Origin of the sequence: Mesorhizobium sp. M0227 (assembly GCF_040321855.1) — a bacterium.
Lineage (GTDB): Bacteria > Pseudomonadota > Alphaproteobacteria > Rhizobiales > Rhizobiaceae > Mesorhizobium.
Map to the genome: position 1 here is coordinate 45,373 of NZ_JAMYSJ010000010.1, position 21,685 is coordinate 67,057.

At 64.7% G+C, this 21,685-nt stretch carries 15 protein-coding genes; 10 read left to right on the forward strand and 5 right to left on the reverse strand.

The features are described from left to right. Positions 1 to 145: 145 nt before the first annotated feature. The 7 genes from NKJ00_RS15850 to NKJ00_RS15880 all read left to right on the forward strand — a co-directional run bounded on the left by NKJ00_RS15850 (position 146) and on the right by NKJ00_RS15880 (position 9,714). Positions 146 to 865, forward strand: coding sequence for a hypothetical protein (locus tag NKJ00_RS15850; protein WP_352630330.1), 720 nt, complete (start codon positions 146 to 148; stop codon positions 863 to 865). Between the two features lie 140 nt (positions 866 to 1,005). Beyond that, entirely contained in the window at positions 1,006 to 1,212 is a 207-nt protein-coding gene (locus NKJ00_RS15855; protein ID WP_352611136.1) for a hypothetical protein, read from the forward strand. 243 nt (positions 1,213 to 1,455) lie between these two features. After that, positions 1,456 to 2,727, forward strand: a complete 1,272-nt coding sequence (locus NKJ00_RS15860; protein WP_502895815.1) for an efflux RND transporter periplasmic adaptor subunit — start codon at positions 1,456 to 1,458, stop codon at positions 2,725 to 2,727. A gap of 3 nt (positions 2,728 to 2,730) precedes the next feature. Next, positions 2,731 to 5,874, forward strand: coding sequence for an efflux RND transporter permease subunit (locus tag NKJ00_RS15865; RefSeq protein ID WP_128305726.1), 3,144 nt, complete (start codon positions 2,731 to 2,733; stop codon positions 5,872 to 5,874). A gap of 12 nt (positions 5,875 to 5,886) precedes the next feature. Further along, positions 5,887 to 7,377 (forward strand): efflux transporter outer membrane subunit, encoded by a 1,491-nt coding sequence (locus NKJ00_RS15870; protein WP_128305725.1) that lies wholly within the window; start codon positions 5,887 to 5,889, stop codon positions 7,375 to 7,377. 158 nt (positions 7,378 to 7,535) lie between these two features. Beyond that, positions 7,536 to 8,618 carry a sensor histidine kinase gene (locus NKJ00_RS15875; protein ID WP_128305724.1) on the forward strand — a complete coding sequence of 361 codons (1,083 nt, stop codon included), beginning with the start codon at positions 7,536 to 7,538 and terminating at the stop codon, positions 8,616 to 8,618. Positions 8,619 to 8,832: 214 nt separating this feature from the next. After that, a complete protein-coding gene (locus NKJ00_RS15880; RefSeq protein ID WP_031213978.1) occupies positions 8,833 to 9,714 on the forward strand; it encodes an EamA family transporter in 882 nt (293 codons plus the stop codon). 112 nt (positions 9,715 to 9,826) lie between these two features. On the opposite strand, the gene NKJ00_RS15885 is transcribed toward NKJ00_RS15880, so the two are convergent. Then, positions 9,827 to 13,393, reverse strand: a complete 3,567-nt coding sequence (locus NKJ00_RS15885; RefSeq protein ID WP_352630334.1) for an autotransporter domain-containing protein — start codon at positions 13,391 to 13,393, stop codon at positions 9,827 to 9,829. 399 nt (positions 13,394 to 13,792) lie between these two features. Between NKJ00_RS15885 and NKJ00_RS15890 the strand changes: the two genes are divergently transcribed. After that, positions 13,793 to 14,305, forward strand: a complete 513-nt coding sequence (locus tag NKJ00_RS15890; RefSeq protein WP_128305774.1) for a hypothetical protein — start codon at positions 13,793 to 13,795, stop codon at positions 14,303 to 14,305. Positions 14,306 to 14,379: 74 nt separating this feature from the next. Here the strand turns inward: NKJ00_RS15890 and NKJ00_RS15895 are convergent, their stop codons facing one another. Then, positions 14,380 to 15,342 (reverse strand): AraC family transcriptional regulator, encoded by a 963-nt coding sequence (locus NKJ00_RS15895; RefSeq protein ID WP_352630337.1) that lies wholly within the window; start codon positions 15,340 to 15,342, stop codon positions 14,380 to 14,382. 234 nt (positions 15,343 to 15,576) lie between these two features. Between NKJ00_RS15895 and NKJ00_RS15900 the strand changes: the two genes are divergently transcribed. Next, on the forward strand, positions 15,577 to 16,719 hold the full coding sequence (locus NKJ00_RS15900) for a helix-turn-helix transcriptional regulator (protein ID WP_245486383.1): 1,143 nt from the start codon (positions 15,577 to 15,579) through the stop codon (positions 16,717 to 16,719). 302 nt (positions 16,720 to 17,021) lie between these two features. Further along, positions 17,022 to 17,732 carry an outer membrane protein gene (locus tag NKJ00_RS15905; RefSeq protein WP_128305772.1) on the forward strand — a complete coding sequence of 237 codons (711 nt, stop codon included), beginning with the start codon at positions 17,022 to 17,024 and terminating at the stop codon, positions 17,730 to 17,732. Positions 17,733 to 17,888: 156 nt separating this feature from the next. Here NKJ00_RS15905 and NKJ00_RS15910 read toward each other — a convergent pair whose 3' ends face one another. From NKJ00_RS15910 to NKJ00_RS15920, 3 genes are read right to left on the reverse strand one after another with little or no spacing between them, the layout of a single operon-like run. Beyond that, positions 17,889 to 20,204 (reverse strand): xanthine dehydrogenase family protein molybdopterin-binding subunit, encoded by a 2,316-nt coding sequence (locus NKJ00_RS15910; RefSeq protein WP_352630339.1) that lies wholly within the window; start codon positions 20,202 to 20,204, stop codon positions 17,889 to 17,891. Continuing rightward, positions 20,201 to 21,184 carry an FAD binding domain-containing protein gene (locus NKJ00_RS15915; protein WP_352630341.1) on the reverse strand — a complete coding sequence of 328 codons (984 nt, stop codon included), beginning with the start codon at positions 21,182 to 21,184 and terminating at the stop codon, positions 20,201 to 20,203. The genes NKJ00_RS15910 and NKJ00_RS15915 overlap by 4 nt, the downstream gene beginning before the upstream one ends. After that, complete coding sequence (locus tag NKJ00_RS15920) at positions 21,181 to 21,660, reverse strand: (2Fe-2S)-binding protein (protein ID WP_023814336.1); 480 nt, start codon at positions 21,658 to 21,660, stop codon at positions 21,181 to 21,183. The genes NKJ00_RS15915 and NKJ00_RS15920 overlap by 4 nt, the downstream gene beginning before the upstream one ends. Between the last annotated feature and the right edge of the window lie 25 nt (positions 21,661 to 21,685).

A 21,685-nucleotide genomic window follows, 5' to 3' on the forward strand; every position in this document is an offset into this window, starting at 1 on the left:
ACTGAATGTTTCCGGCAGGCCGTGGGAAACATTCAGTTACAAATTGCCCTCTTGCGGAAACCTTCGGCAATACGCCGACGCGAAGCGGACAAATACGCTTCCTATCCTCTCATTTGTCCGAAGCATGAGAGAAAGGAACACCGTCATGCGAAGCAGACTTGTTGCGCTCGGCCTGTTTTCCGTCGCCGCAATTCACCCCGTGCTGGCGACACAGCGCGATCCGGGTGCCGCCCCCGGCGAGCCGCCACCGGTCATGGCCCAGCAGAGTGGGGCAATGCAGGATGGACCCGATCATGGCCCGATGGCCGGACCCGGCCCGCACGGGCCGATGCGGCATGGTCCGCAGGGTTTTGGCCCGCGAGGTTTTGGACCGGAAGGCTTTGGCCCCCGCCGCATGGGTCCGCCGCCGGAATTCATGCTGGCCGCCCGGCTGGCAGCGCTCGAGACCCGCGTCGGCATCCGCTCCGAACAGCTCGACGCCTGGCGCGACTACACCAGCGCGCTGCAGGCCGTGCTGGCGCCGCCACGGCCCGATCATGGGCGGCCCGGTGGTCCTGATGGCTCCGGCAGTCCTGAAGCGAAGGGCTCCGACTCAGCCGGCCCTGACGGCAAGCGCGATCCCTTCGCCTTCCAGGAAAAACTGGCCGACGACGTCACGGCCCGCGCGGTTTCGGCCGGCAAGCTGAAAGACGCGATCGCGGCACTGCGCGCCAAGCTGACGCCCGAACAGCTCGAAATCCTCGCTTCGGCGGAACGTCCCCACGGACCACCCCCCGGTCCCTGGGGCGGTCCGCCGGATGATGCAGCCGGCCCCCGAGGTCTGCCCAACGATGGCAGTCCGCCGCCCCAGCCCGGGAACGGCTGAGAACTCTGACCGGCTGCGCCGGCCGGCCCGGTACCCAACCCGTTCTCGGGCCGGCCGGTCTCTTTCAGGGATGGCGGGCGTATCTTCGCCATCCCTGTTTTTCAAATCATGCCCAGTTCAAATCAAACGGAAGCACGACGATGTGGGAAGCCATGATACTGCTGCGGCTGCTCGCGTCCGCCAGCCCGAGATTGTCACTCGACCATGCCGGACGCGGCCTGCCACTGGCTCTGCCGGCCGACACGCTGAAGGGCGCGATCCGCCTGCGCTTCGCCGCCTGGCGGGTGTCGCTTCCGCTCTCGCAGCCGCTCGACAATCATGGACATCATGACCGCAAGATCGCGTGAACTCCGGCAAGGCGCTTGGCATGTCCTCGCTGATCGGCATAATGATGTCGGTGGGCATCGCGGCCAGCTACTCGACCTTCGAGCAGCTCCGGCCGACGAGAAGGAGCGCGACATGAGCCGCTTCGAAGCATTGCTCGTCGCCGCCCGCCGACGGGTGCGGCCTATCATCATATGGATCGGCATGCCCCTCGACCAAGCGGTCCATTGCCAGCGCGTACGCAACTCCAGGGAAAGATCCAGGCCATGATTTCCAAGTCTAGCCAGCCTCGTTTTTCGGCACGCCGTCTGGCGCCCTGGGCCGCGATGTTCGCCGCCACTCTTCTGCTGGCGGCCTGCTCGCAGGAGAGCAGCGCCCCCGCCGGCATGGGCGCGCCCGGCAAACCGGAAGTCGGTGTCGTCACCTTGCATCCGCAATCGGTGGCGATCACCGCCGAACTGTCGGGACGCACCGCGGCCTCGCTGGTTGCCGAGGTGCGCCCGCAAGTGAACGGCATCATCCAGCAGCGCCTGTTCAAGGAGGGCAGCGAGGTGGCGGCGGGACAGCCGCTCTACCTCATCGATCCGGCGAGCTACAAGGCGTCGTATGACAGCGCGGTCGCCGCACAGCAGAAGGCGCAAGCGGCGGTGCCCACCGCACAGGCCAAGTTCGACCGTTATGCCGGTCTGTTGAAGCAGAACGTTGTTTCCAAACAGGATTATGACGATGCCGCCGCCACGCTGGCACAGGCGCAAGCCGATGTCGCCTCGGCCAAGGCCAGTGCCGAGACCGCGCGCATCAGCCTCGACCGGACCTCGATCACCGCGCCGATCGCCGGCCGCATAGACAAGTCCACGCTGACGCCGGGTGCGCTGGTGACCGCCAACCAGGACACTGTGCTGACGACCATCCGTGCCCTCGATCCCATCAATGTCGACGTCACGCAGTCGAGCACCAACCTGCTCAATCTGCGCCAGGCGATCTCGGAAGGGCGGCTGAAGTTCAGCGGCCCCAATGTCAGCGTCAAGCTGAAGCTTGAGAACGGCACCATCTACACGCAGACCGGCAAGCTGGAATTCGCCGGCGCGAATGTCGACCAGACCACCGGCACCTTCGCGCTCAGGGCCGAATTCCCCAATCCCGACCGCCTGCTTTTGCCCGGCATGTATGTGCGCGCGCTGGTCGAGGAGGGCGTCGCCCAGAACAGTTTCCTGGTGCCGCAGCGCGCCGTCAGCCGCAACACCAAGGGTGAGGCGACCGCCATGGTCATCAATGCGCAGGGCAAGGTCGAGACGCGCGTGCTCGCAGTGCGCAACAGCGTCGGCAACAACTGGCTGGTGGATTCGGGTGTCGGCGACGGCGACCGCGTCATCGTCGAGGGCATGCAGTTGGTGCGCCCCGGCGGCGACGCGACGGGCGTCGAAGTGACGATCGACGAGACGACAGGCGAGGTCAAGGACCGCGGGCAGGGCACTTCCGCCGCGCCGGCCGCGTCCAATGCGGCGAAACCGGCGCCTGCCGCCGCGGCCGGGAACTGAGCGATGTCCGTATTCTTCATCAACCGGCCGATCTTCGCCTGGGTGATCGCCATCGTGATCATGCTGGGCGGGCTTCTGGCGCTCACCTCGCTGCCGATCTCGCAATATCCGCAGATCGCGCCGACCACGGTCAATATCAGCGCCACCTATCCGGGCGCCGACGCGCAGACCGTCGAGAACTCGGTGACCAAGGTCATCGAGCAGGGCATGACCGGCATCGACAATCTCGACTACATGACGGCGACGTCGACCTCGACCGGTTCGGCCTCGATCACGCTGACCTTCACCACATCAGCCGATCCCGATACCGCCCAGGTGCAGACGCAGAACAAGCTTCAGCTGGTGCAGTCGCAGCTGCCGCAGGTGGTGCAGAGCAACGGCATCACCGTCTCCAAATCCTCGACCGGCTTCCTGATGGTCATCGGCTTCGTGTCGACCGACGGCAAGATGAACTCGACCGATCTCGCCGACTATGTCGATGCCACCGTCAACGACACGCTGAAGCGCGTCGAGGGTGTCGGCTCGACGCAGCTGTTCGGCTCCGGCTATGCCATGCGCATCTGGCTCGACCCCGACAAGCTCGCCAAATACGCCTTGATGCCGAGCGACGTGGCCTCGGCGATCGAGGCGCAGAACACGCAGGTTTCGGCCGGCCAGCTCGGCGGCCTGCCGGCACGCAAGGGCCAGCAGCTCAATGCCACCGTGACGGCTAAGAGCCGGCTGCAGACCGCCGAACAGTTCCGCAACATCATCCTGAAGAGCCAGACGGACGGCTCGCTGGTACGCCTCAACGACGTCGCCACCGTCGAACTCGGCGCCGAAAGCTATACGACGCAGGCCAATTACAACGGCAAGCCGGCGGCGGGCGTCGCCGTCAATTTGGCGACCGGCGCCAATGCCATCAACACCGCCGAGGCGGTGCGCTCGACGATCGCCCGGCTGAGCTCGACCTTCCCGCAAGGCGTCGAGGTCGTCTATCCCTACGACACTTCGCCTTTCGTGCGGCTGTCGATCGAGGAGGTGGTCAAGACGCTGGCCGAAGCGATCGTGCTGGTGTTCCTGGTGATGTTCATTTTCCTGCAGAATTTGCGCGCCACCATCATCCCGACGATTGCCGTGCCGGTGGTGCTGCTCGGCACGTTCGGCGTGCTGTCGCTGTTCGGCTATTCCGTCAACACGCTGACCATGTTCGCCATGGTGCTGGCGATCGGCCTGCTGGTCGACGACGCCATCGTCGTGGTCGAGAATGTCGAACGCGTGATGCAGGAAGAGGGCCTGCCGCCGAAAGAGGCGACGCGCAAGTCGATGCACGAAATCACCGGCGCGCTGATCGGCATCGCCACCGTGCTTTCGGCCGTGTTCGTGCCGATGGCTTTCTTCGGCGGTTCGACCGGCATCATCTACCGGCAATTCTCGGTGACCATCGTCTCGGCGATGGTGCTGTCCGTGCTGGTCGCACTGGTGCTGACTCCCGCACTTTGCGCCACGATCCTGCGGCCGCCCAAGGACCATGCGACGCAGACCGGTCCGTTCGGCTGGTTCAACCGGGTCTTCGATCGCGGCACGCTTGCCTATCGCGACGGCTCGCACGGCATCATCAACCGGTCCTGGCGTTTCCTCGTCGTGTTCCTGGCCATCGTCGTTGCCGTGGGCTGGATGTTTGCCCGGCTGCCGAGTTCGTTCCTGCCGGAAGAGGACCAGGGCATCCTGATCACCAGCGTGCAGCTGCCGGTCGGCGCGACGCAGGATCGCACGGAGCGCGTGCTGGCAGAGGTGACCAACCATTATCTCAACCAGGAGAAGGACGTCGTCGACGGGGTGTTCACCGCCTCCGGCTTCGGCTTCGGCGGCGCAGGGCAGAATGTCGGCATCGCTTTCGTGCGGCTGAAGGATTTCGACCTGCGCAAATCGCCGGCCTCGGCCGCACAGGCAATCGCCGGCCGGGCAATGGGCGCGTTTTCGAAGATCAGGGATGCGCAGGTCTTCGCGCTCGCGCCTCCGGCCATCCAGGGCTTCGGCAACACCAACGGCTTCGACTTCTACCTGCAGGACGTCAACGGCGCCGGCCATGACGCGCTGATCCAGACGCGCAACCAGCTTCTGGCCCTGGCCGGGCAGAGCAAGCTGCTCGCCAACACAAGGCCCAACGGGCAGGAAGACCAGCCGCAATTCTCGGTCGACATCGACCAGGAAAAAGCCAGCGCGCTGGGCGTCAGCTTGGCCGACATCAACAACACGCTTTCGACCGCCTGGGGCAGCGACTACGTCAACGACTTCATCGATCGCGGGCGGGTGAAACCAGTCTATCTGCAGTCGGACCCGAACTTCCGCATGCAGCCGGAAGATTTGGACAAATGGCAGGTCCGCAATGCCAGCGGCGCGATGGTGCCGTTCTCGGCCTTTGCCTCCAGCCATTGGACATTCGGTTCGCCCAGGCTGGAGCGCTACAATGGTTCGGCGGCGGTCGAGATCCAGGGAGCGGCGGCCACGGGCGTCAGCTCGGGTGCCGCCATGGACGAGATCGACAAGCTTGTCGCGCAACTGCCCGCCGGCTATTCCCACGAATGGACAGGGCTGTCGCACCAGGAGAAGCTTTCCGGCAACCAGGCGCTGTCGCTCTATGCGATCTCGGCACTTGTGGTGTTCCTGTGCCTGGCAGCACTTTATGAGAGCTGGTCGATCCCGTTCGCGGTCATGCTGTCGGTGCCGATCGGCATCTTCGGCGCGCTGCTGGCGGCAAGCCTGTTCGGCCAGTCCAACGACGTCTATTTCAAAGTCGGCCTGCTGACCACGATCGGTCTAGCCGCCAAGAACGCCATCCTCATCGTCGAGTTCGCCATCGAGCGGCAGACCGCCGGGATGGGGCTGGTCGAGGCGACGCTGGAGGCGGCGCGACAGCGGCTGCGGCCGATCCTGATGACGTCGCTGGCCTTTATCCTCGGCGTGCTGCCGCTGGCGATTGCCAGCGGCGCGGGCTCGGGCGCGCAGAACTCGGTCGGCATCGGCGTGATGGGCGGCATGATCGCGGCGACGGTCATCGGCGTGTTCCTGGTGCCGCTATTGTTCGTCACGGTGCGACGCATCTTCAAGGGCAGGGCGGCCAAACCAGATACGGGCGAGACGCCGGTGACGGCCAACCAGCAATAAGGAAAACTTCACATGACAGGCTTGGAACGTGGCTCGGTGGCCGCGAGGCGGCTCCTTGCGCCTATGCTTACCGCTGTCCTGCTCGCGGGATGCGTCGTCGGTCCGGATTATCAGACGCCGATATTGGCGATGCCTGCAAGCTGGAGCGGCCAGAAGCCGACAAAGCCTGCCCTGCCGGCGCAACTGTCGAAATGGTGGCAGCGGCTGCGCGATCCCGAGTTGAACACGCTTGTCGAGGAAGCGGTTGCCGGTAATCTCGATGTCGCCACCGCCAAGGCCAGGATCCGCGAGGCGCGCGCCAGCTATCGCCAGAGTGCCGGCACGTTGCTGCCGTCGGCCGACGGCTCCGGCTCGGTCTCCCGCAACAAGTCGTCAGAAGCCACGTCAGGCTCTGATGCCACCTACAGCGAGTATCAGGCCGGCTTTGACGCCAGCTGGGAACTCGACCTGTTCGGCGCCAACCGCAGGGGCGTCGAGGCCGCGCGTTACGGGCTGGACGCCTCACAGGAGGAACTGCGCTCGACGCTTCTCACCCTGGTCGGTGATGTCGCTTCCTATTATGCCCAGGCGCGCGGCTACCAGGCCCGCATCGCGCTCGCCCGCCGTTCGGTCGCGTCGCAAAGGCAGACCGCCGAACTTACCCGCACCATGGCTCAGGCGGGCACGGCGACCGCCGCCGATGTCGCCAAGGCGATGGGGCAGGCAGCGAGCACCGAAGCCGCGGTGCCGACGCTGGAGGCAAGCTATGCCCAGGCCGTGCATCGTCTCGCGGTGCTGGCCGGCCGGCCGCCTGCCTCGCTCAACGAGCGGCTGAAGCGGGTCGCCCCAATCCCTGCACCACGCCTGCCGATGCCCACCGGAATTCCCGCCGACCTCCTGCTGTCGCGGCCCGATTTGCGCATGGCGGAGCGCCAATATGCGCAATACACCGCCAAGGTCGGCCAGGCCGAAGCCGCCCGTTATCCCTCGGTCAGCCTGACGGGAGACATCAGCACGGCGGCGCTGAAGCTCGGCGATCTCGGCAAGAATTCGTCGATTGGCTGGTCGTTCGGGCCGACGCTCAGCGTGCCGGTGTTCAATGCCGGTCAATTGCAGGCCGCCGTCGAGGTCGCCAAGGCGCAGCGCGATCAATATTTCATCGCATACCGGTCTTCGGTGCTGACGGCGCTCGAGGATGTCGAGAATGCGCTGGTGCTGTTGTCACAGGAGCGCATCCGGATCGGCAAGCTCGCCTCGTCGGCGAGGTCCTATGGCGAGGCGGCAAGTCTCGAAGGCACGCTCTACAAGGCCGGCGAGACAAGCCTTCTCGATGTGCTCGACGCCCAGCGCTCTCTCTACTCGGCCGAGGACTCGCTGCTGCAAAGCCGCGTCCTGCTGGCGATCAACTACATCGCCCTCAACAAGGCGCTCGGCGGCGGTTGGGACGGCGCGGTGGACAGTGCCAAGCCGGAGATCGTCGACGTCAAGACCGGTCCACGGCTGGCGTCGAAGCCGGCCTCGTGAGCGGGCCTCGGTCAAGTATTTCGACGCGGCTACGCAGATTTCGAGATTGTGCGACACACCGCTCGTGGCGGCGCGTGAAATGCCGGCTCGTGCTTTGGCGATGGCGGGGAGATCGCATCGCTGTTATTGATGGTGATCACACAGCACAGGCGTCGCAGATGACATCCGATACACAGAAGGCCGAAGCGGTCGGGCAGCTGCTCGAAACGCCGGACCTTGCCAGCGCGCTGGAAAGCGAACAGTTCAAGAAGTTCCTCGACCAGGTGCCGATCGCCATTGCCGTCTCCGACCTCGGTGCGAAGGAGCGTGTCGTCTATGCCAATCCGGAATTCGAGAAACTGTCCGGCCTCAAGGCGGCGACGCTCGCTCGGCAACACTGGGCGGCGCTTTCCGGCACCGGCCTGCACAAGCAGAAGGGCCGGCCGCTGTTCGAGGCCGTGGTCGAGGACACCGATTTCATCGGCACGTTCCGGCTGGAGCGGAAGGAAGACCAACAGGCGATCGTCGACGTCTATTCCAATGTCATCGAGGACGACAATGGCAAGGCCTGCTTCCGGCTGGTGGCGCTGGTCGACGTCTCTGCCCATGGCGAAACCGAAGATGCGCGATCGATCGATGAGCGCATCCGCGAGAAGGACACGCTGCTGCGCGAACTGCAGCACCGGGTGAAGAACAATCTGCAGATGATCACCGCACTGATCCGGATGGAGACGCGAAACGCGGCCGAGCCGGACCAGAAGCGTTTCGAGAGGCTGGCAGGGCGCGTCGACGCGCTGGCGATCCTCTACCAGACGCTGTCGGGGGACGATGGCAAGGATGAGGTCGATCTCGGCGTCTATCTCAGCCAGATCGCGTCGGCGGTGATGAACTCGCATGCGGTCGAGGGCATCCGCCTCGACATGAAGGTCGACACCTATCCGGTGTCGATCAATGTCGCCATGCCGACCGGACTGGTGGTGAACGAACTTTTGACCAATGCGCTCAAACATGCCTTCCAGGGGCGAGACGGCGGCACGATCACGCTGCACAGCATCGTCGACGGTGATGGCTGCCGCATCGTGATCGCCGATGACGGCATCGGCCTGCCGGACGGCGAGACCTGGCCCAAGAGCGGCAAGCTCGGCGCGCTGATCGCCCGCTCGCTAACCGAGAATGCCAGGGCGGAGTTCGACGTGCAGTCGAGCGCTGCCGAGGGTACGCGGGTCACCATCGTCTTCAAGCGCTCGGCTGCCACCGCCTAAAGCGTTGTCGTTGCGCTCTCACACCTACAGGATCATCTCCAGCTATTCCTTGTCCGCCGCGGCAATGAACGCTTCGCGGCCGGGAGGCTCATAGCGTGCCTGCAGTCCTTGCCCCAGCAGCCAGTTGCGGCTGCCTCACGACAGGTCGGCCGGTTCGCCCTATCTCCATGCCGCCGGTCGGGTTTGAACCCGGCGGTATGGAGGATGGGATCACGTGACATCGACGCCGATTGCCAGTCGCGAAGCAGCGCCCTTGCCGGTCGCGGCACTGATGGGCGCCATGGTGTCGATCCAGATCGGCGCCACCTTCGCCAAGGGCCTGTTCCCGCAGATCGGCGCGCAAGGCACGACGACGCTCAGGCTGGTCATCGGTGCGCTGATGCTGATCGCGGTGCTGCGGCCCTGGCAGATGCGGCCCTCGCGTGCCACCATGCCGTGGCTGGTCGCCTATGGGGTGACGCTCGCCGCGCTCAATCTCCTGTTCTACGCAGCGCTGGCCAGGATTCCGCTCGGCATCGCGGTGGCGCTGGAGTTTACCGGCCCGCTTCTGGTGGCGACCTTGAGCTCGCGGCGCGCCAGCGACTTTGCCTGGATCGCGCTGGCGGTGGCCGGCATCCTGCTGTTGTCGCCCTTCGTTCATTCCCTCGCGCCGCTTGATCCGATCGGGGTGATGCTGGCGCTGGCGGCCGGCGGGTTTTGGGCGCTCTACATCGTGCTGGCCCAGAAGGCCGGCGCGGAGCTTGGCACTCGCACCACCGCCTACGGCATGGCGATCGCCGCCGTGCTGGTGCTGCCCTTCGGCGTGGCACAGGCGGGAACCGCGCTGCTGGCGCCGTCGATCCTGGTCAGCGCGCTGCTGGTCGGCCTGTTTTCCAGCGCGTTGCCATTCTTCCTTGAGATGGTGGCGCTGACCCGCATGCCGGCGCGCATCTACGGCACGCTGACCTGCCTGGAGCCGGGGCTGGGCGCACTGGCCGGCTTCCTGTTCCTGCATGAAAGCCTGACCGCAACGCAACTGGCCGGGATCGCAGCCGTCGTTGTCGCCGCCTTCGGCACGGCGCTGACATCACGGCCGCCGGTTCCATCGCCGGAGTAGGGTGGGGCGGAGTAGGGTGGGAGGGATATGCGGAATCGTGCCGTAAAGCCGGTCCCGTCGCCGACCGCCGTTCGGGCGTTGCCTTTGTCCGGCCGGCGCGCTTCGTTGCTGTTCAGAACTTGATGCCGAGATCGACCTTGGCGCCCTGATCGACCGTGCCGCCACCGAACTGGCCGGAATAGGACACACCGAGCGTCGCGTTGGCCGACATGTTGAAGTCGAGACCGGCCTCGATGACGGCCGCATCCCTGGCGATCGGCACGCCGGCGATGCTGAATTGATCGCCGCCGGCGAAGGCGAAGCTGGAGGTCGGCGTGACGTCGCCGAACGCGTGGCGCCAGCCGAGCATGCCGCGCGCCGTGGCGTTCATGCCGCCGAGCGCGAAATCGGTCGAACCGCGCAGGCCCAGCGTGGTGAAGGTCGCATCATCGTTCGAGCCGGCGCTGGTCAGTGCCGCATCGCCACCGTCTTCGGTGAAGCCATCGGTATGGACGCTGACATAGGCCAGATTGGCGAAGGGCTCGAACTTGAATTGTCCGGCATCGGCCCGGTAGGCGAGTTCGCCGAACATTTGCGCGGTGCCGGCATCATAGTCGGCCGACAACCCATCCGTGAAGCCGTTGAAAGCAACCGACCGTTTGGTCGAAAGGCTGCTCCAGCTGTAGGCGGCACCGGTGCGGAAGGCGATGGCGCCCCAGTTGGTGCCGCCATAGAGGCCGAGATGATAGTTGTCGCTCTTGCCCGAAGAGTTGCGATCGTCGGCGTCGAAGCTCGAATGGCTGTAGCCGCCGAGCAGGCCGACGCGCCAGCCGCCCACCAGCGTGTCGGCGCCGGCCAGCAGGCCGCCGGTCGAACGATCGAAGGCGGCGGCGTTGCCGTCGCCGTCGGTATTGCCCCACGACCCAAAGGCCTGGCCCCAGACGGCGAAACGGTCGGTGTCGGCCGCGACCATTTCGGGGCCACCTTCGCCATAGGCCATGACCGGCAATGCGGCCGCGCCAACATCGCCGAAAGCGGACATGATACGATTGGTGACTGCGTCGCGGACGAAGCGGCTGTCCTCGACCAGCATGCCCTTGGCCGAGGCGTGGACCTCGCCAGACAGCTGGTCGAAAGCAGCGCGTGCAGAAGCTGCTGTCGGCAGCGCCAGAAGGGCGTCATGGATAGGATTGCCGGCCCCGAGGCTTTCAGCGCCGCCGCCGGTGGCGATTTGGTTGGGTGTCAGCCCGATATCGGTGAAGCCGTACACCAGCACATCGAGATAGGCATTGTTCAAGTCGTAGGCATCCGTCACCGACAGGAACGCGGTGCTGGTGATCCCCGTCACAGAGGCGAACTCGCCGGTGAGTCCCAGATCGGCGGTCAGCACGGTGTAGCGGCCGGCGGTGATGCCTTGCGCCGTCACCGCCAAGGTCGAGCCGGTGATGGTGGCAGTGCCGGTGGTGTGAAGGAGATCCGACTGAAGTGCGGCGTTGATGTCGACGGCGTAGGTCGAACCGGCCGCCAGAGCCACAGTGGCGGCAAGCTCCGTGCGGTCGCCGGCGCCGCCATCCTGCATGGTGAGACGTCCGGCATTGGACAGCAACTCGAGCCCGCTGAAGGTGGTGGTCTCCTGCGTTGCGCCATTGCTGGCGGTTCTGAGAGAGGCTGCGGCTGTATTCGTCACGGTGTCGATGCCGGCGCCGAACAGGCTGGTGCCGCCGGTTGTCCAGGTAGCGTGGTTGGTCAGGAGGTCGGCATAACCGCCAAGCTCCACCCGGCCGGTCAGTGCACCGCCATTGAGAATTGTCGTGGCACCATCAGAGGTAGTGATGGCCAGCGCCGCGGCCGTCAGGGCGGTGTTGTGCGTCGCGCCGGAAAGGGTGATGCCGATCGCATTGCCGCTGTTCGATTGCGCCGAAATCGCGGCGATATCGCCTTCGACCGTGCCGTTGGTGATGATGCCGATCGCGCCCGTGCCGTTGTTGAGGGTGCGGATACCGGTCGTGCCCGAGACGTTGCCCGCGGTCACGTTGACCGCACCCGAGCCCGCTGCCTTGGTCTGCTGGGCGATGATGGCCGTGTTGCCGGTGGACGTCACGTCGCCCGCCGTCACCGTGACGGCGGCGCCGGCCGACTGCGCATAGATGCCGTTGCCGCTGGTCGCGGTGACCGGACCGACCGTGGTCACCGTGGTCGAGCCTGATCCGAAGTTCTCGGCGTCGATGCCGAACCGGGCGTCGATGGAGCCGTTGGCGGTCACGTCGATGTTGCCGGTCCCCGAAGCGTTGAGGATCGCGGCCACCATGCCGGCATTGCCCGCCTGGAGGTTGCCGTTGGCGACCTCCGTGATATCGGCGGTCGTCGACTGGGTCTGGACGTCGATGGCATCCTTGCCCGCGGTCAGTGCGGTCACCGCGCCCGTGGTGACGCTGATGTCGCCGCCGGCCGCCGTGTCGCGCACGACGAAGCCTTCGCCGCCGGTGGAGCTGCTCGCGCCGGAGATGTCGACCGTGACCGTGCCCGAGCCGTTGTTCTGGATGGTCGCAGCGTTGCCGGTCCCGCCGACGAACCCGCCGGCGCCGGTGACGCTGATGTCGCCCGCACCGCCGGTGCCGCCGGTCAGCGACAGGCCGATCGTGGCGCCGGTCACCGTGTCGGCGACGCTCACGCTCACCGCGCCGTTGCCGGTCGCCTTGATGCCCTCGGCAAGTGTGCCGGTCACCGTGCCATTGGCGGTGATGCCGATCGCGCCCGTGCCGTAGTTGGTTGCCTCGATGCCGGTCGTCCCCGAGACATCGCCCGCGGTCACGTTGACCGCACCCGAGCCCGCTGCCTTGGTCTGCCGGGCGATGATGGCCGTGTTGCCGGTGGACGCCACGTCGCCCGCCGTTATGGTGACGGCGGCGCCGGCCGACTGCGCATAGATGCCGTTCCCGCTGGTCGCGGTGACCGGACCGACCGTGGTCACCGTGGTCGAGCCCGATCCGAAGTTCTCGGCGTCGATGCCGAACCGGGCGTCGATGGAGCCGTTGGCGGTCACGTCGATGTTGCCGGTCCCCGAGGCGTTGAGGATCGCGGCCACCATGCCGGCGTTGCCCGCCTTGATGTCGCCGTTGGCGACCTCCGTGATATTGCCTGTCAACGACTGGGTCTGGACGTCGATGGCATCCTTGCCTGCGGTGAGTGCGGTCACCGCGTTTGTGGTCACCGAAATGCCGGTGCTGGTCGCGACGTCGCGGACAGTAATACCTTCGCCTGCCGCCGAAAAGATATTGCCGGAGACGTTAATGTCTATCGAGCCGACACCGCCGGTCTGCGTCACATCGAACGCGTTGCCGGCGCCATGGTTGATGATGTTTCCACCCGTGTAGGTGATGGCGCCGCCAGCCGCCGAGACCGACAGGGCCGCCGTGCCGCCCGCGGTCGGCGTGTTGCCGGCATCGACGCTGATCGTGCCATTGTTGGTAACGGTGACGCCGCCGGTGTCGGCGTTGGAAACCGCAAGGCCATAACCGCTCACCGTCGTTCCCGGATCGACGGTGACGATGACTGGTGTGGGCAACAAGTTCTGATAGTTGCGATCGTTGGGTGCGTCAGCGGGAAATGTCGTGTCGGTGGTGGAGGTCGTGTCGCATTGGACAGTGACGGCACCGACGAGACAATCCGCCCAGGCTTGGCCGGACGCCAGCAGACTCACGCCCGCGGCCGCAGCAATCCCGATGGCGGATCGCAGCGCAAGCTGGCTCGCCTGTGAACGCAGGTTGCTCTGTCGGGCTGAATTCGGGGGGGTCTGGCTTAGGTCCGAAGGCCTAAGACCGGCGGAATCTTGAACACGCCCCATGATTTGCCCCTCGCAGCCAATTCATGCGACCCCGGATCAGTCCGGGGCGGACTTGCCTGATAGAAATCTCTAATGTGATGCTTGGAGTTATGTCAACTGAGTACCTGAGAAAAATACCAAATACAAAACGTTCCATTCCAAACTCTTCTTCGAGGAATAACTAGCAACGCTATCGTGCAGACGTCACTGTGAGCTTCTCAAATTTCGATTTCGAATCGCTGAACGTCGTACGGGAGTGGTTCAGTTGCGAGGGCGGTGTTTTATTTCTGGAATCAACCGGCCAAATCTAAAAAACTTAAGTCAACCCTTGTCCAGGGTGGCACTGAAGTTGTCACCTGGCGCACAAGTATTTCCGGCCCTGGACAGATCGTGATCTGGTCCAATACGGTGCGTGTCGAAATGAAGACTGCGATTGTGGAAAAGGCCGGTCGTCCCTTGCAAAAGAACGTCTTCTCATCGGCGGATTTGCCGTCGCATCTGGATCATCGCGCGCGCTTCGCGCTTTGCAGGACATTCGCCGGCGATGGTGAAGAGATCGCCGCCGGCAAAAGCGAACGTCGAGGTCGGCGTGACATCACCGAAGGCATGGCGTCAGCCGAGCATGCCGCGCGCCGTCGCCTTGATTCGCCGAGGCCCAAATCGGTGGAAGCACGCAGGCTGAGCGTGATGAAGGTGGCGTCGGTGGTTGAATTCGCGCTGGTCAGCGCCGCAGATCCGCCCGTTTCGCTTAAGCCGTCGATCGGCCATTGCATTCGGAGGCGCCATTGATCGCCGCCGGATCTCGGCTTTTGACGGAGAGGTAATCGGAATCGAGTCGTGTGTAGGTTTCCGGGTATCCGGTTCTATCTGGCGCTCGTCGGCGTGTAGCCGAAGCGGCGGCGAAAGCAGCGATTGAAGTACGACACATCGCTGAAGCCACTGGTCATGGCAATTTCGCTGACGCGCATCTCGCCATTCTGTCTCTGCGAAAGCATTTTGTGGGCCGTCTGCAGGCGCAGTTCGAGAACGCGCTCGGAGAAGCTGATACCCGACTTCTGCAAAAGATTGTGAACATAGCGCGCCGACAGGCCGAGTTCCTGTGCGACGCCTTGCGCCGAGATGCCGGGCTTGGCGAAATTGTCCGCGATCTTCACCAGGACCGCTTGCAACCTGGCTGCCCGCAGACCGCGCAAGCCGGCCAGTTCGGCAACCTCACCCTTGGCGCCTGTCACCAGGCCGATCAGATCGACGATCGTTTCCGTTGCGTGCGCAATCAGATCGGGCGAGATGAGAGGGCGGCCGGTTTCAAGAAGTTGGCAATAACGCTTGAGAAGATCGAGAGCTTCGTTCTCGGCGCCGATCTTCAACGCCAGCCTGTCGTCGATCTGCGGGAAGGCCCGTGCGAGGACGCTGCGCGGGACCGCCACGTTTGTCCACACATTGCTGTCGGCGCCGGCCATTTTCAGCGCTTCCGATGCTGTGACCAGCACCGCTTCTCCCTGCCCGACATCATAGTCGCGGCCGGTCTGGACGCCGGTCAACAGTGTGTCGGATTTGTTGATCAGCAGGAGATAACCGCCGTTGCCGTCATCGGCGATATTGCTCGCGTTCCTCGTCGCATGCTTGATCGTTCCGGACATCTGGCCAAGAACCAGTGATCCGACAGCTGTGGCTTCGATCGCAGCTTCGAAAGGCAGGTTGTCCGACATGCCGTATTCGACCGACCATATCTGCGCGACATGGATGTCTTGCCAGAGGGAAAATCGATCGCGATCATTGAGATGCGACGGCAGTTGAGCCGATGAAAACACCGTCTTTCGTGACAATGGAACACCCCGATACCCACAGCTTCAGAGAATATCGAAACGAAATGTTTCCTGATCCTGGAACATTGATCGTTTGGCGTTCAACTGATCGAATTAGATATATAATCCAGCATGATCACGCATGGCGTCACCCGAAAGTATGACGCGGCAAATCCTCCGAGGTGAGATTGCCTCTTTTACAACGAACGGCGGCCCGCCCATCCGGGGAGGTGGGCACGTCAGGAAACTGGGGGCGTGGTGGAGAGACTGAGCAGCGAAGTCCTTTCGTCGATCATCGGCGATATCTACGATTGCGTTTTGAATCCGGAAGGCTGGGCCGGGGTAATGATCCGGATCACGGAGGCTGTAGACGCAGCCTATACCACCGTCGCGCTTGCCAGCACTGCCGGCAATCATGGCCGCTTCGCGGCCCAATCGCCCTGGGATCCCGTGCAAATGCGCGTGCTCCAGGAGGACTATGACTTTGACGCAGTTCCCGGACTGAAGGCCGCGGTTGTCGGCGACATCGACACACCCGTTGCGACGCTGTCGCATATGAGCGAAGCCGAACTCCAGCAGACGCCATTTTTCCAGAATTGGGCCAAACCGCAGGGATTGCGCGAAGCCTGCATCACCAAATTCGTCCATACGCCGGACCGGATCGGGCTCATGGGCTGCACTACGCGGGCCGACAGGGGAATCATATCAGCTGAAGAACAGCGCTTCCTGGCATTGCTCTCGCCGCACCTGCGCCGTGCGTCGCTGATTGGAGATCTGCTCGATCAGGCTCGCGTTACCGCCGACCTTTACCGCCAGGCGCTCGATCATCTCGCCGTGCCTGTCGTGCTTACCGGCGCCAACGGAGCAATCCTCCATGCGAATGGGGCTGCCGAACGGATGTTTTCGCTGCAAGGGCCCATTTTTTCCAGGAACGGTCTGCTCCAGGTGCAGAATTCGGCGGTGGCCCGCGCCCTGCTGGATGCAATCGCCAGTGCCGCGAGCGCGGATACCTCGCTTGGCTCCCGCGGTATAGGCCTGCCCATTTCGGCCCCAGGTCAGCCGCCCGCCGTCGCCTATATATTGCCGTTGACCGAAGGAACCGCTCGCGCTGCTTTCCGGCCCGCATGTGCCGCCGTCTTCGTTTCGACCACGACGTCTTCTTCTCCACTCCCGGAAGCCGTTCTCGCCACTCTGTTCGACCTTACGCCCGCGGAGGCGCGGGTCCTGCTGCGCATCGGCAGCGGATTGTCCGCGTCGAAGAGCGCGCTGGCGCTCGGTGTCGGCGAAAACACTTTGAAGACCCACCTCAACCGCATCTTCGCCAAAACCGGCACGAGACGCCAAGCCGATCTCGTCAAACTCGTTTCGGACATAGGCACGCCGCTGGCAGCTCAGTGAAGGGCGCCGATCGCCGGGGACCCAACATCCTCGTCGACGCGCACCTCGATGAACGCGCGCCAGCCGTAGCGGGAATGGTTGCCGTCAGGCTCCGCGCTGGGCAGTGCCAGCTGGTGTGATTCGACTGAGGCTGAATGGCCACACCGGCCGAAAAAGCGTGGCATTGCATTTCAGGACAATTCGCGTGCGGCCCAGCCCAAGACACGTCCGACGGACAATGCGACATCGGGGCGGCGACAACACCGGATCTCCGCGAGGCATTCGCGGCGGGGACCACAACATTCTTGGGGCGGTAGACAACAATGAAAACTCTTCTTCTCGCAACGGCCTTGATTCTCGCGCCGCTCGGTATGGCGTGTGCGGCTGATATCAATGAGGTTTCGCCTGTTGCCTCCACCTACGACTGGTCCGGACTCTATGCCGGCGTCGACATCGGCTACGCGGCCGGGAAATCCAATCTGTTCATCGCCGGCGGCGGACTGGGCGGGGCCACCGATCTCAATGTCTCCACCGATCCGAACGGATTTATCGGCGGTGTTCATATCGGCGCCAATTACCAGATGGAGAACAGCTTCGTGATCGGCGCCGAGGCCGACATTGTGTACAGCAATATAGATGGGCTGACGGCCCTCGACGCCGGCGGCGGCGGTGTCACCACCTTGCTCAAGAGCGAACTCAAATGGTCGGGGTCGGCGCGGCTGCGGGCCGGCTATGCTTTCGATCGGACCTTGCCCTACATCACTGCCGGCGTCGCCGCGGCCAAGTATGAGCTTATTGCGGTCAGCGCCGGTGGCCCTGCCGCCGAAGTAACGCTCCACAGCGACAGCCATGTCGGCTGGACCGTTGGCGCCGGCATCGAGCACGCCTTCACCGACAAGTGGATCGCTCGAGCCGAATATCGCTACTCGGATTTCGGCAGCCAGGACCTCTCGGTGGCCGCCGGCCTGCCCACGGAAACCCATGTCGACCTCCAGACGCAGGATATCCGGGTCGGGCTCAGCTACAAGTTCTGATTGCTGGTGCTACAAATCTCCCTCGGGAGATGGCCGGCAGGCCAGGGGCGGCGGGGCTCGGCCTGCTGCCGCAGACGGGGTCGGCGCTCTACACGCGGCGACCCCCTCTGTTGCCTCTGGCGACATCTCCCTCGAGTGGGAGATCAGCCACCGCCCTCAGATTAGCTTCTCCAGTGTGATCGGCAGATCCCTGATCCTCTTTCCCGTCGCATGGAACACCGCGTTGGCAATCGCCGGCGCCACGCCGACAATGGCCAGTTCGCCGACGCCCTTGCCGCCGAGCGGCGAGGAATGCAGGTCGGGGATGCCGACCGAGATCACCTCAATGTCGGGGATGTCGGCGTTGGTCGGCACGAGGTAATCGGCGAGGTTGTTGTTGACGATGCGGCCGTGGCGGCGGTCGACGATGCCTTCTTCCAGCAGTGCCTGGCCGATGCCCATGATGATGCCACCCTTCCACTGGCTTTCGGCCAGCTTGGGATTGTAGAGCCGGCCCGAATCCAGTGCCGACACCACGCGTGACACGCGCACCGTGCCGAAGTCCTCGTCGACCCGCACCTCGATGAAATGCGCGCACCATGAGTGGCGGGAGTAGTCGCCCTCGGTGTGCGGCAGCGCCATGGCGATGGTGGTGTAGTTCTTGTAGCGATCCTCTGGCGTCGAGTTGGCCGGCATGGTATCGCCGGCGGCTTCGATATGGTCGCGGCCGACGCTTGTGAGCAGCTCGGCGATCGAGACATTGGGGCCGTCGCCGCGCGGCGAGGCGATGCGGCCATTGGCGACGACCAAAGTGTTCGCCTGCAGCGCATGGAAGGGCGAGCGCGGGTCGCTGATCGCCAGCCCGACCAGTTGGTCCAGCGCCGAGGTCGCCGCCTTATGGACCGCGCCGGTCATGACGCCGGCAAGCCGCGAACCGCCGGTGACGCCGGCGCGGGGGAAACGGGAGTCGCCGAGCTTCACCACCACGTCGTCGGCTCGCACGCCGACCGTTTCGGCGGCGGTCTGCGCCAGGATTGTGTAGGTGCCCTGGCCCATGTCGATCGAGGAGCTCTCGACCTCGACCGAGGCGTCCGCCAGGATACGCACGATCGCCTCGCCATAGGCGCGCCGAACCGGATAGGTGCCGGCCGCTACTCCCCAGCCGATCAGCTGGTTGCCGTCGCGCATCGAGCGCGGTTCGGGCGAGCGCCTGGCCCAGCCGAAGCGCTCCGCGCCTGCGGCAAAAGCCTCGCGCAACTGTCTGGTCGACCAGGCTTTCTTGGCATGCGGATCCTGTTCGGCATAATTTCTCAGCCGGATCTCCAGGGGGTCGATGCCGACCTCGTAGGCGAGTTCGTCGATGGCGCTTTCGATGCCGAAGGCCGAAGGGTTTTCGCCCGGCGCGCGCATGGCGCCCGGCACCACCGAATTGACCCGCACGACATTCTGCCTGGAGGAGAAATTCGGCGTCGCGTACATGATCGAGATGACCGATCCGAGCGGCTCGACCCACATGCCGTCCATCGACGTCTCGTTGATGCCACGATGCACGATCGACTGGATTTTTCCTTGCGCGTCGGCGCCAATCGTCACCGTCTGGCGCGTCGCCGCGCGGCCACCATAGCCGGTAAAGGTCTGCGGCCGCGTCATCACCAGGCGCACCGGCCGGCCGAGCATTCTGGCGGCACATGCGGCCACCGCGCCATGGCTGAGCGCCAGCGCCTTGGAGCCGAAGCCACCGCCAATATAGGGCGAGACCAGCCGCACATTCTCGAACGGCACGCCGAACCATTCGGCATAGGTGCGCGCCATCCCGTCCAGCCACTGGCTCGGCTCCCATACGGTGAGCTTATCGCCTTCCCAGCGCGCGATCAGCCCATGCGGCTCTATCGGCGCCTGGTATTCGCGCGGCGTGTTGTAGGCGGCGCAGATGCGGACCGGTGCCGACGCGAACGCACCTTGCGCATCGCCCCATTCCTTGGTCATGGCGTCTATCGGGATGCCGTCGCCGGCCTTGGCATCGCTGAGGTCGACGATGGCAGGCGTCTCGTCATAGCTGACCTTGACCAGTGCTGCCGCCGCCACCGCCTGTTCGAAGGTCTCGGCGACGACAGCGGCGACATGCTGGCCCGAAAAAGTGATGTCGCGCGCAAGCGGGCAATAGGGCTTGTCGGGCGGCGGTGTGCCGAACCAGTCCGCCGCGGTCCTCAGGCTGATGATGGTGTCCGGCGTCAGCACCTGCAGCACGCCGGGCGCCGCCTCGGCGGCCTTGGTGTCGATCGCGCGCACCTTGCCGGATGCAATCGTGCTCTCGACCAGTACGGCGTAGGCGAGGCCTTCGAGCTGCTGCTCGACGGCGTATTTGGCCGCACCCGTGATCTTGGCCGGGCCGTCGACGCGCGACAGCCGGCCGCCGACGGCTTCGGCAAAAGCGCCGTCGGACGCATCGCCGTGTCTTCCGACGTGAACGGTGCTTGCGATGTGAACGGTCATGCCGTTTCTCCCAATTTGAGGATGGCGCGCGCGACGACGCGCGGCGCGAGCTCGATCTTGTAGTGGTTGGCGCCATGGTCGACGGCGCCTTCGACAGCGAGCAGGCTGGCGGACCGCACGGTTTCCGGCTCCAGCGCCTTGCCCTTCAGCGCGTCTTCCACGGTCCGCGCCCGCCATGGTTTCGTCGCGACACCGCCGAGTGCGACGCACAAATCGCGGATCGTTCGGCCGTCAGGTTCGAACTCGATACCGACCGCCGCGCTCGCGGCGGCAAACTCATAGGATTGCCGGTCGCGGATTTTCAGGTAGGTCGACCGCCGGGCAGCGGCCGAGCCGGGGATTTCAATGGCGGTGATCATCTCGCCCGGTTCAATCGCATGTTCCCTATCCGGCGTGGTGCCGGGCAGCAGGAAAAAGTCGTCGACCGGGATCTGGCGCTCGCCCAGATGCACGATCGCATCGAAGGCGACCAGCGCCACGGCCAGGTCACCCGGATACATGGCGATGCAGGCCTCGCTGGTGCCGAGTACGGCATGGCCACGGGTAACGCCGCCGATCGCCGAACAGCCAGAGCCGGGCTCACGCTTGTTGCAGGCAGGGAAATTCGCGGGATCGCGGAAATAGGGGCAGCTCGTGCGCTGCATCAGATTGCCGCCGATGGTCGCCATGTTGCGGATCTGCGCGGAAGCCGCCTGCCACAGGGCTTCCGACACCGCAGGAAAGCGGCTCTTGATGTCGGCATGGTCGGCGACATGGCTCATCCTGGCCAGCGCGCCGATGGTGGCGCCGCGTTCGTCCACCTCGATGCTGTCCAATCCCTTGAGATGAGCGATGTCGACCAGTGTCTCGGGCTCGGCGACGCCGCATTTGGCGAGATCGATCAGCGTGGTGCCGCCGGCCAAGAGCATGGCGCCGGGCAGGGCGGCCGCCTGGCGTGCCGCATCGACCGAGCTGGCGCGAAAATAGGAAAGGTCCCTCATGATGCGACCTCCAAGGCGGCTTGGCGAATGGCGGCGACGATGTGCGGATAGGCGCCGCAGCGGCAGAGATTGCCGGCCATGTATTCGCGGATCTCGTCGTCGGAGCCGGCATGGCCTTCCCGGATGCAAGCGACCGCCGACATGATCTGGCCCGGCGTGCAATAGCCGCACTGGAAAGCGTCGTGCTCAAGGAAGGCAGCCTGCACGGGATGCATTTCGCCCTCCCGTGCAAGCCCCTCTATGGTGGTGACGGTGCGGCCCTCGACCTGAGCGGCCAGCGTCAGGCAAGCCAGTACACGCTCGCCGTCGATATGCACCGTGCAGGCGCCGCACTGGCCGTGGTCGCAGCCCTTCTTGGTGCCGGTCAGGCCGAGCCGGTCGCGCAAGGCGTCGAGCAGCGTGACGCGCGGCTCGAGTTGCAGATCGTGATGATGACCGTTGATATCGAGATGAACTGGGATCGTTGTTTTGGTCATGGGCGTCTGGCTCCAGTGCTTGACG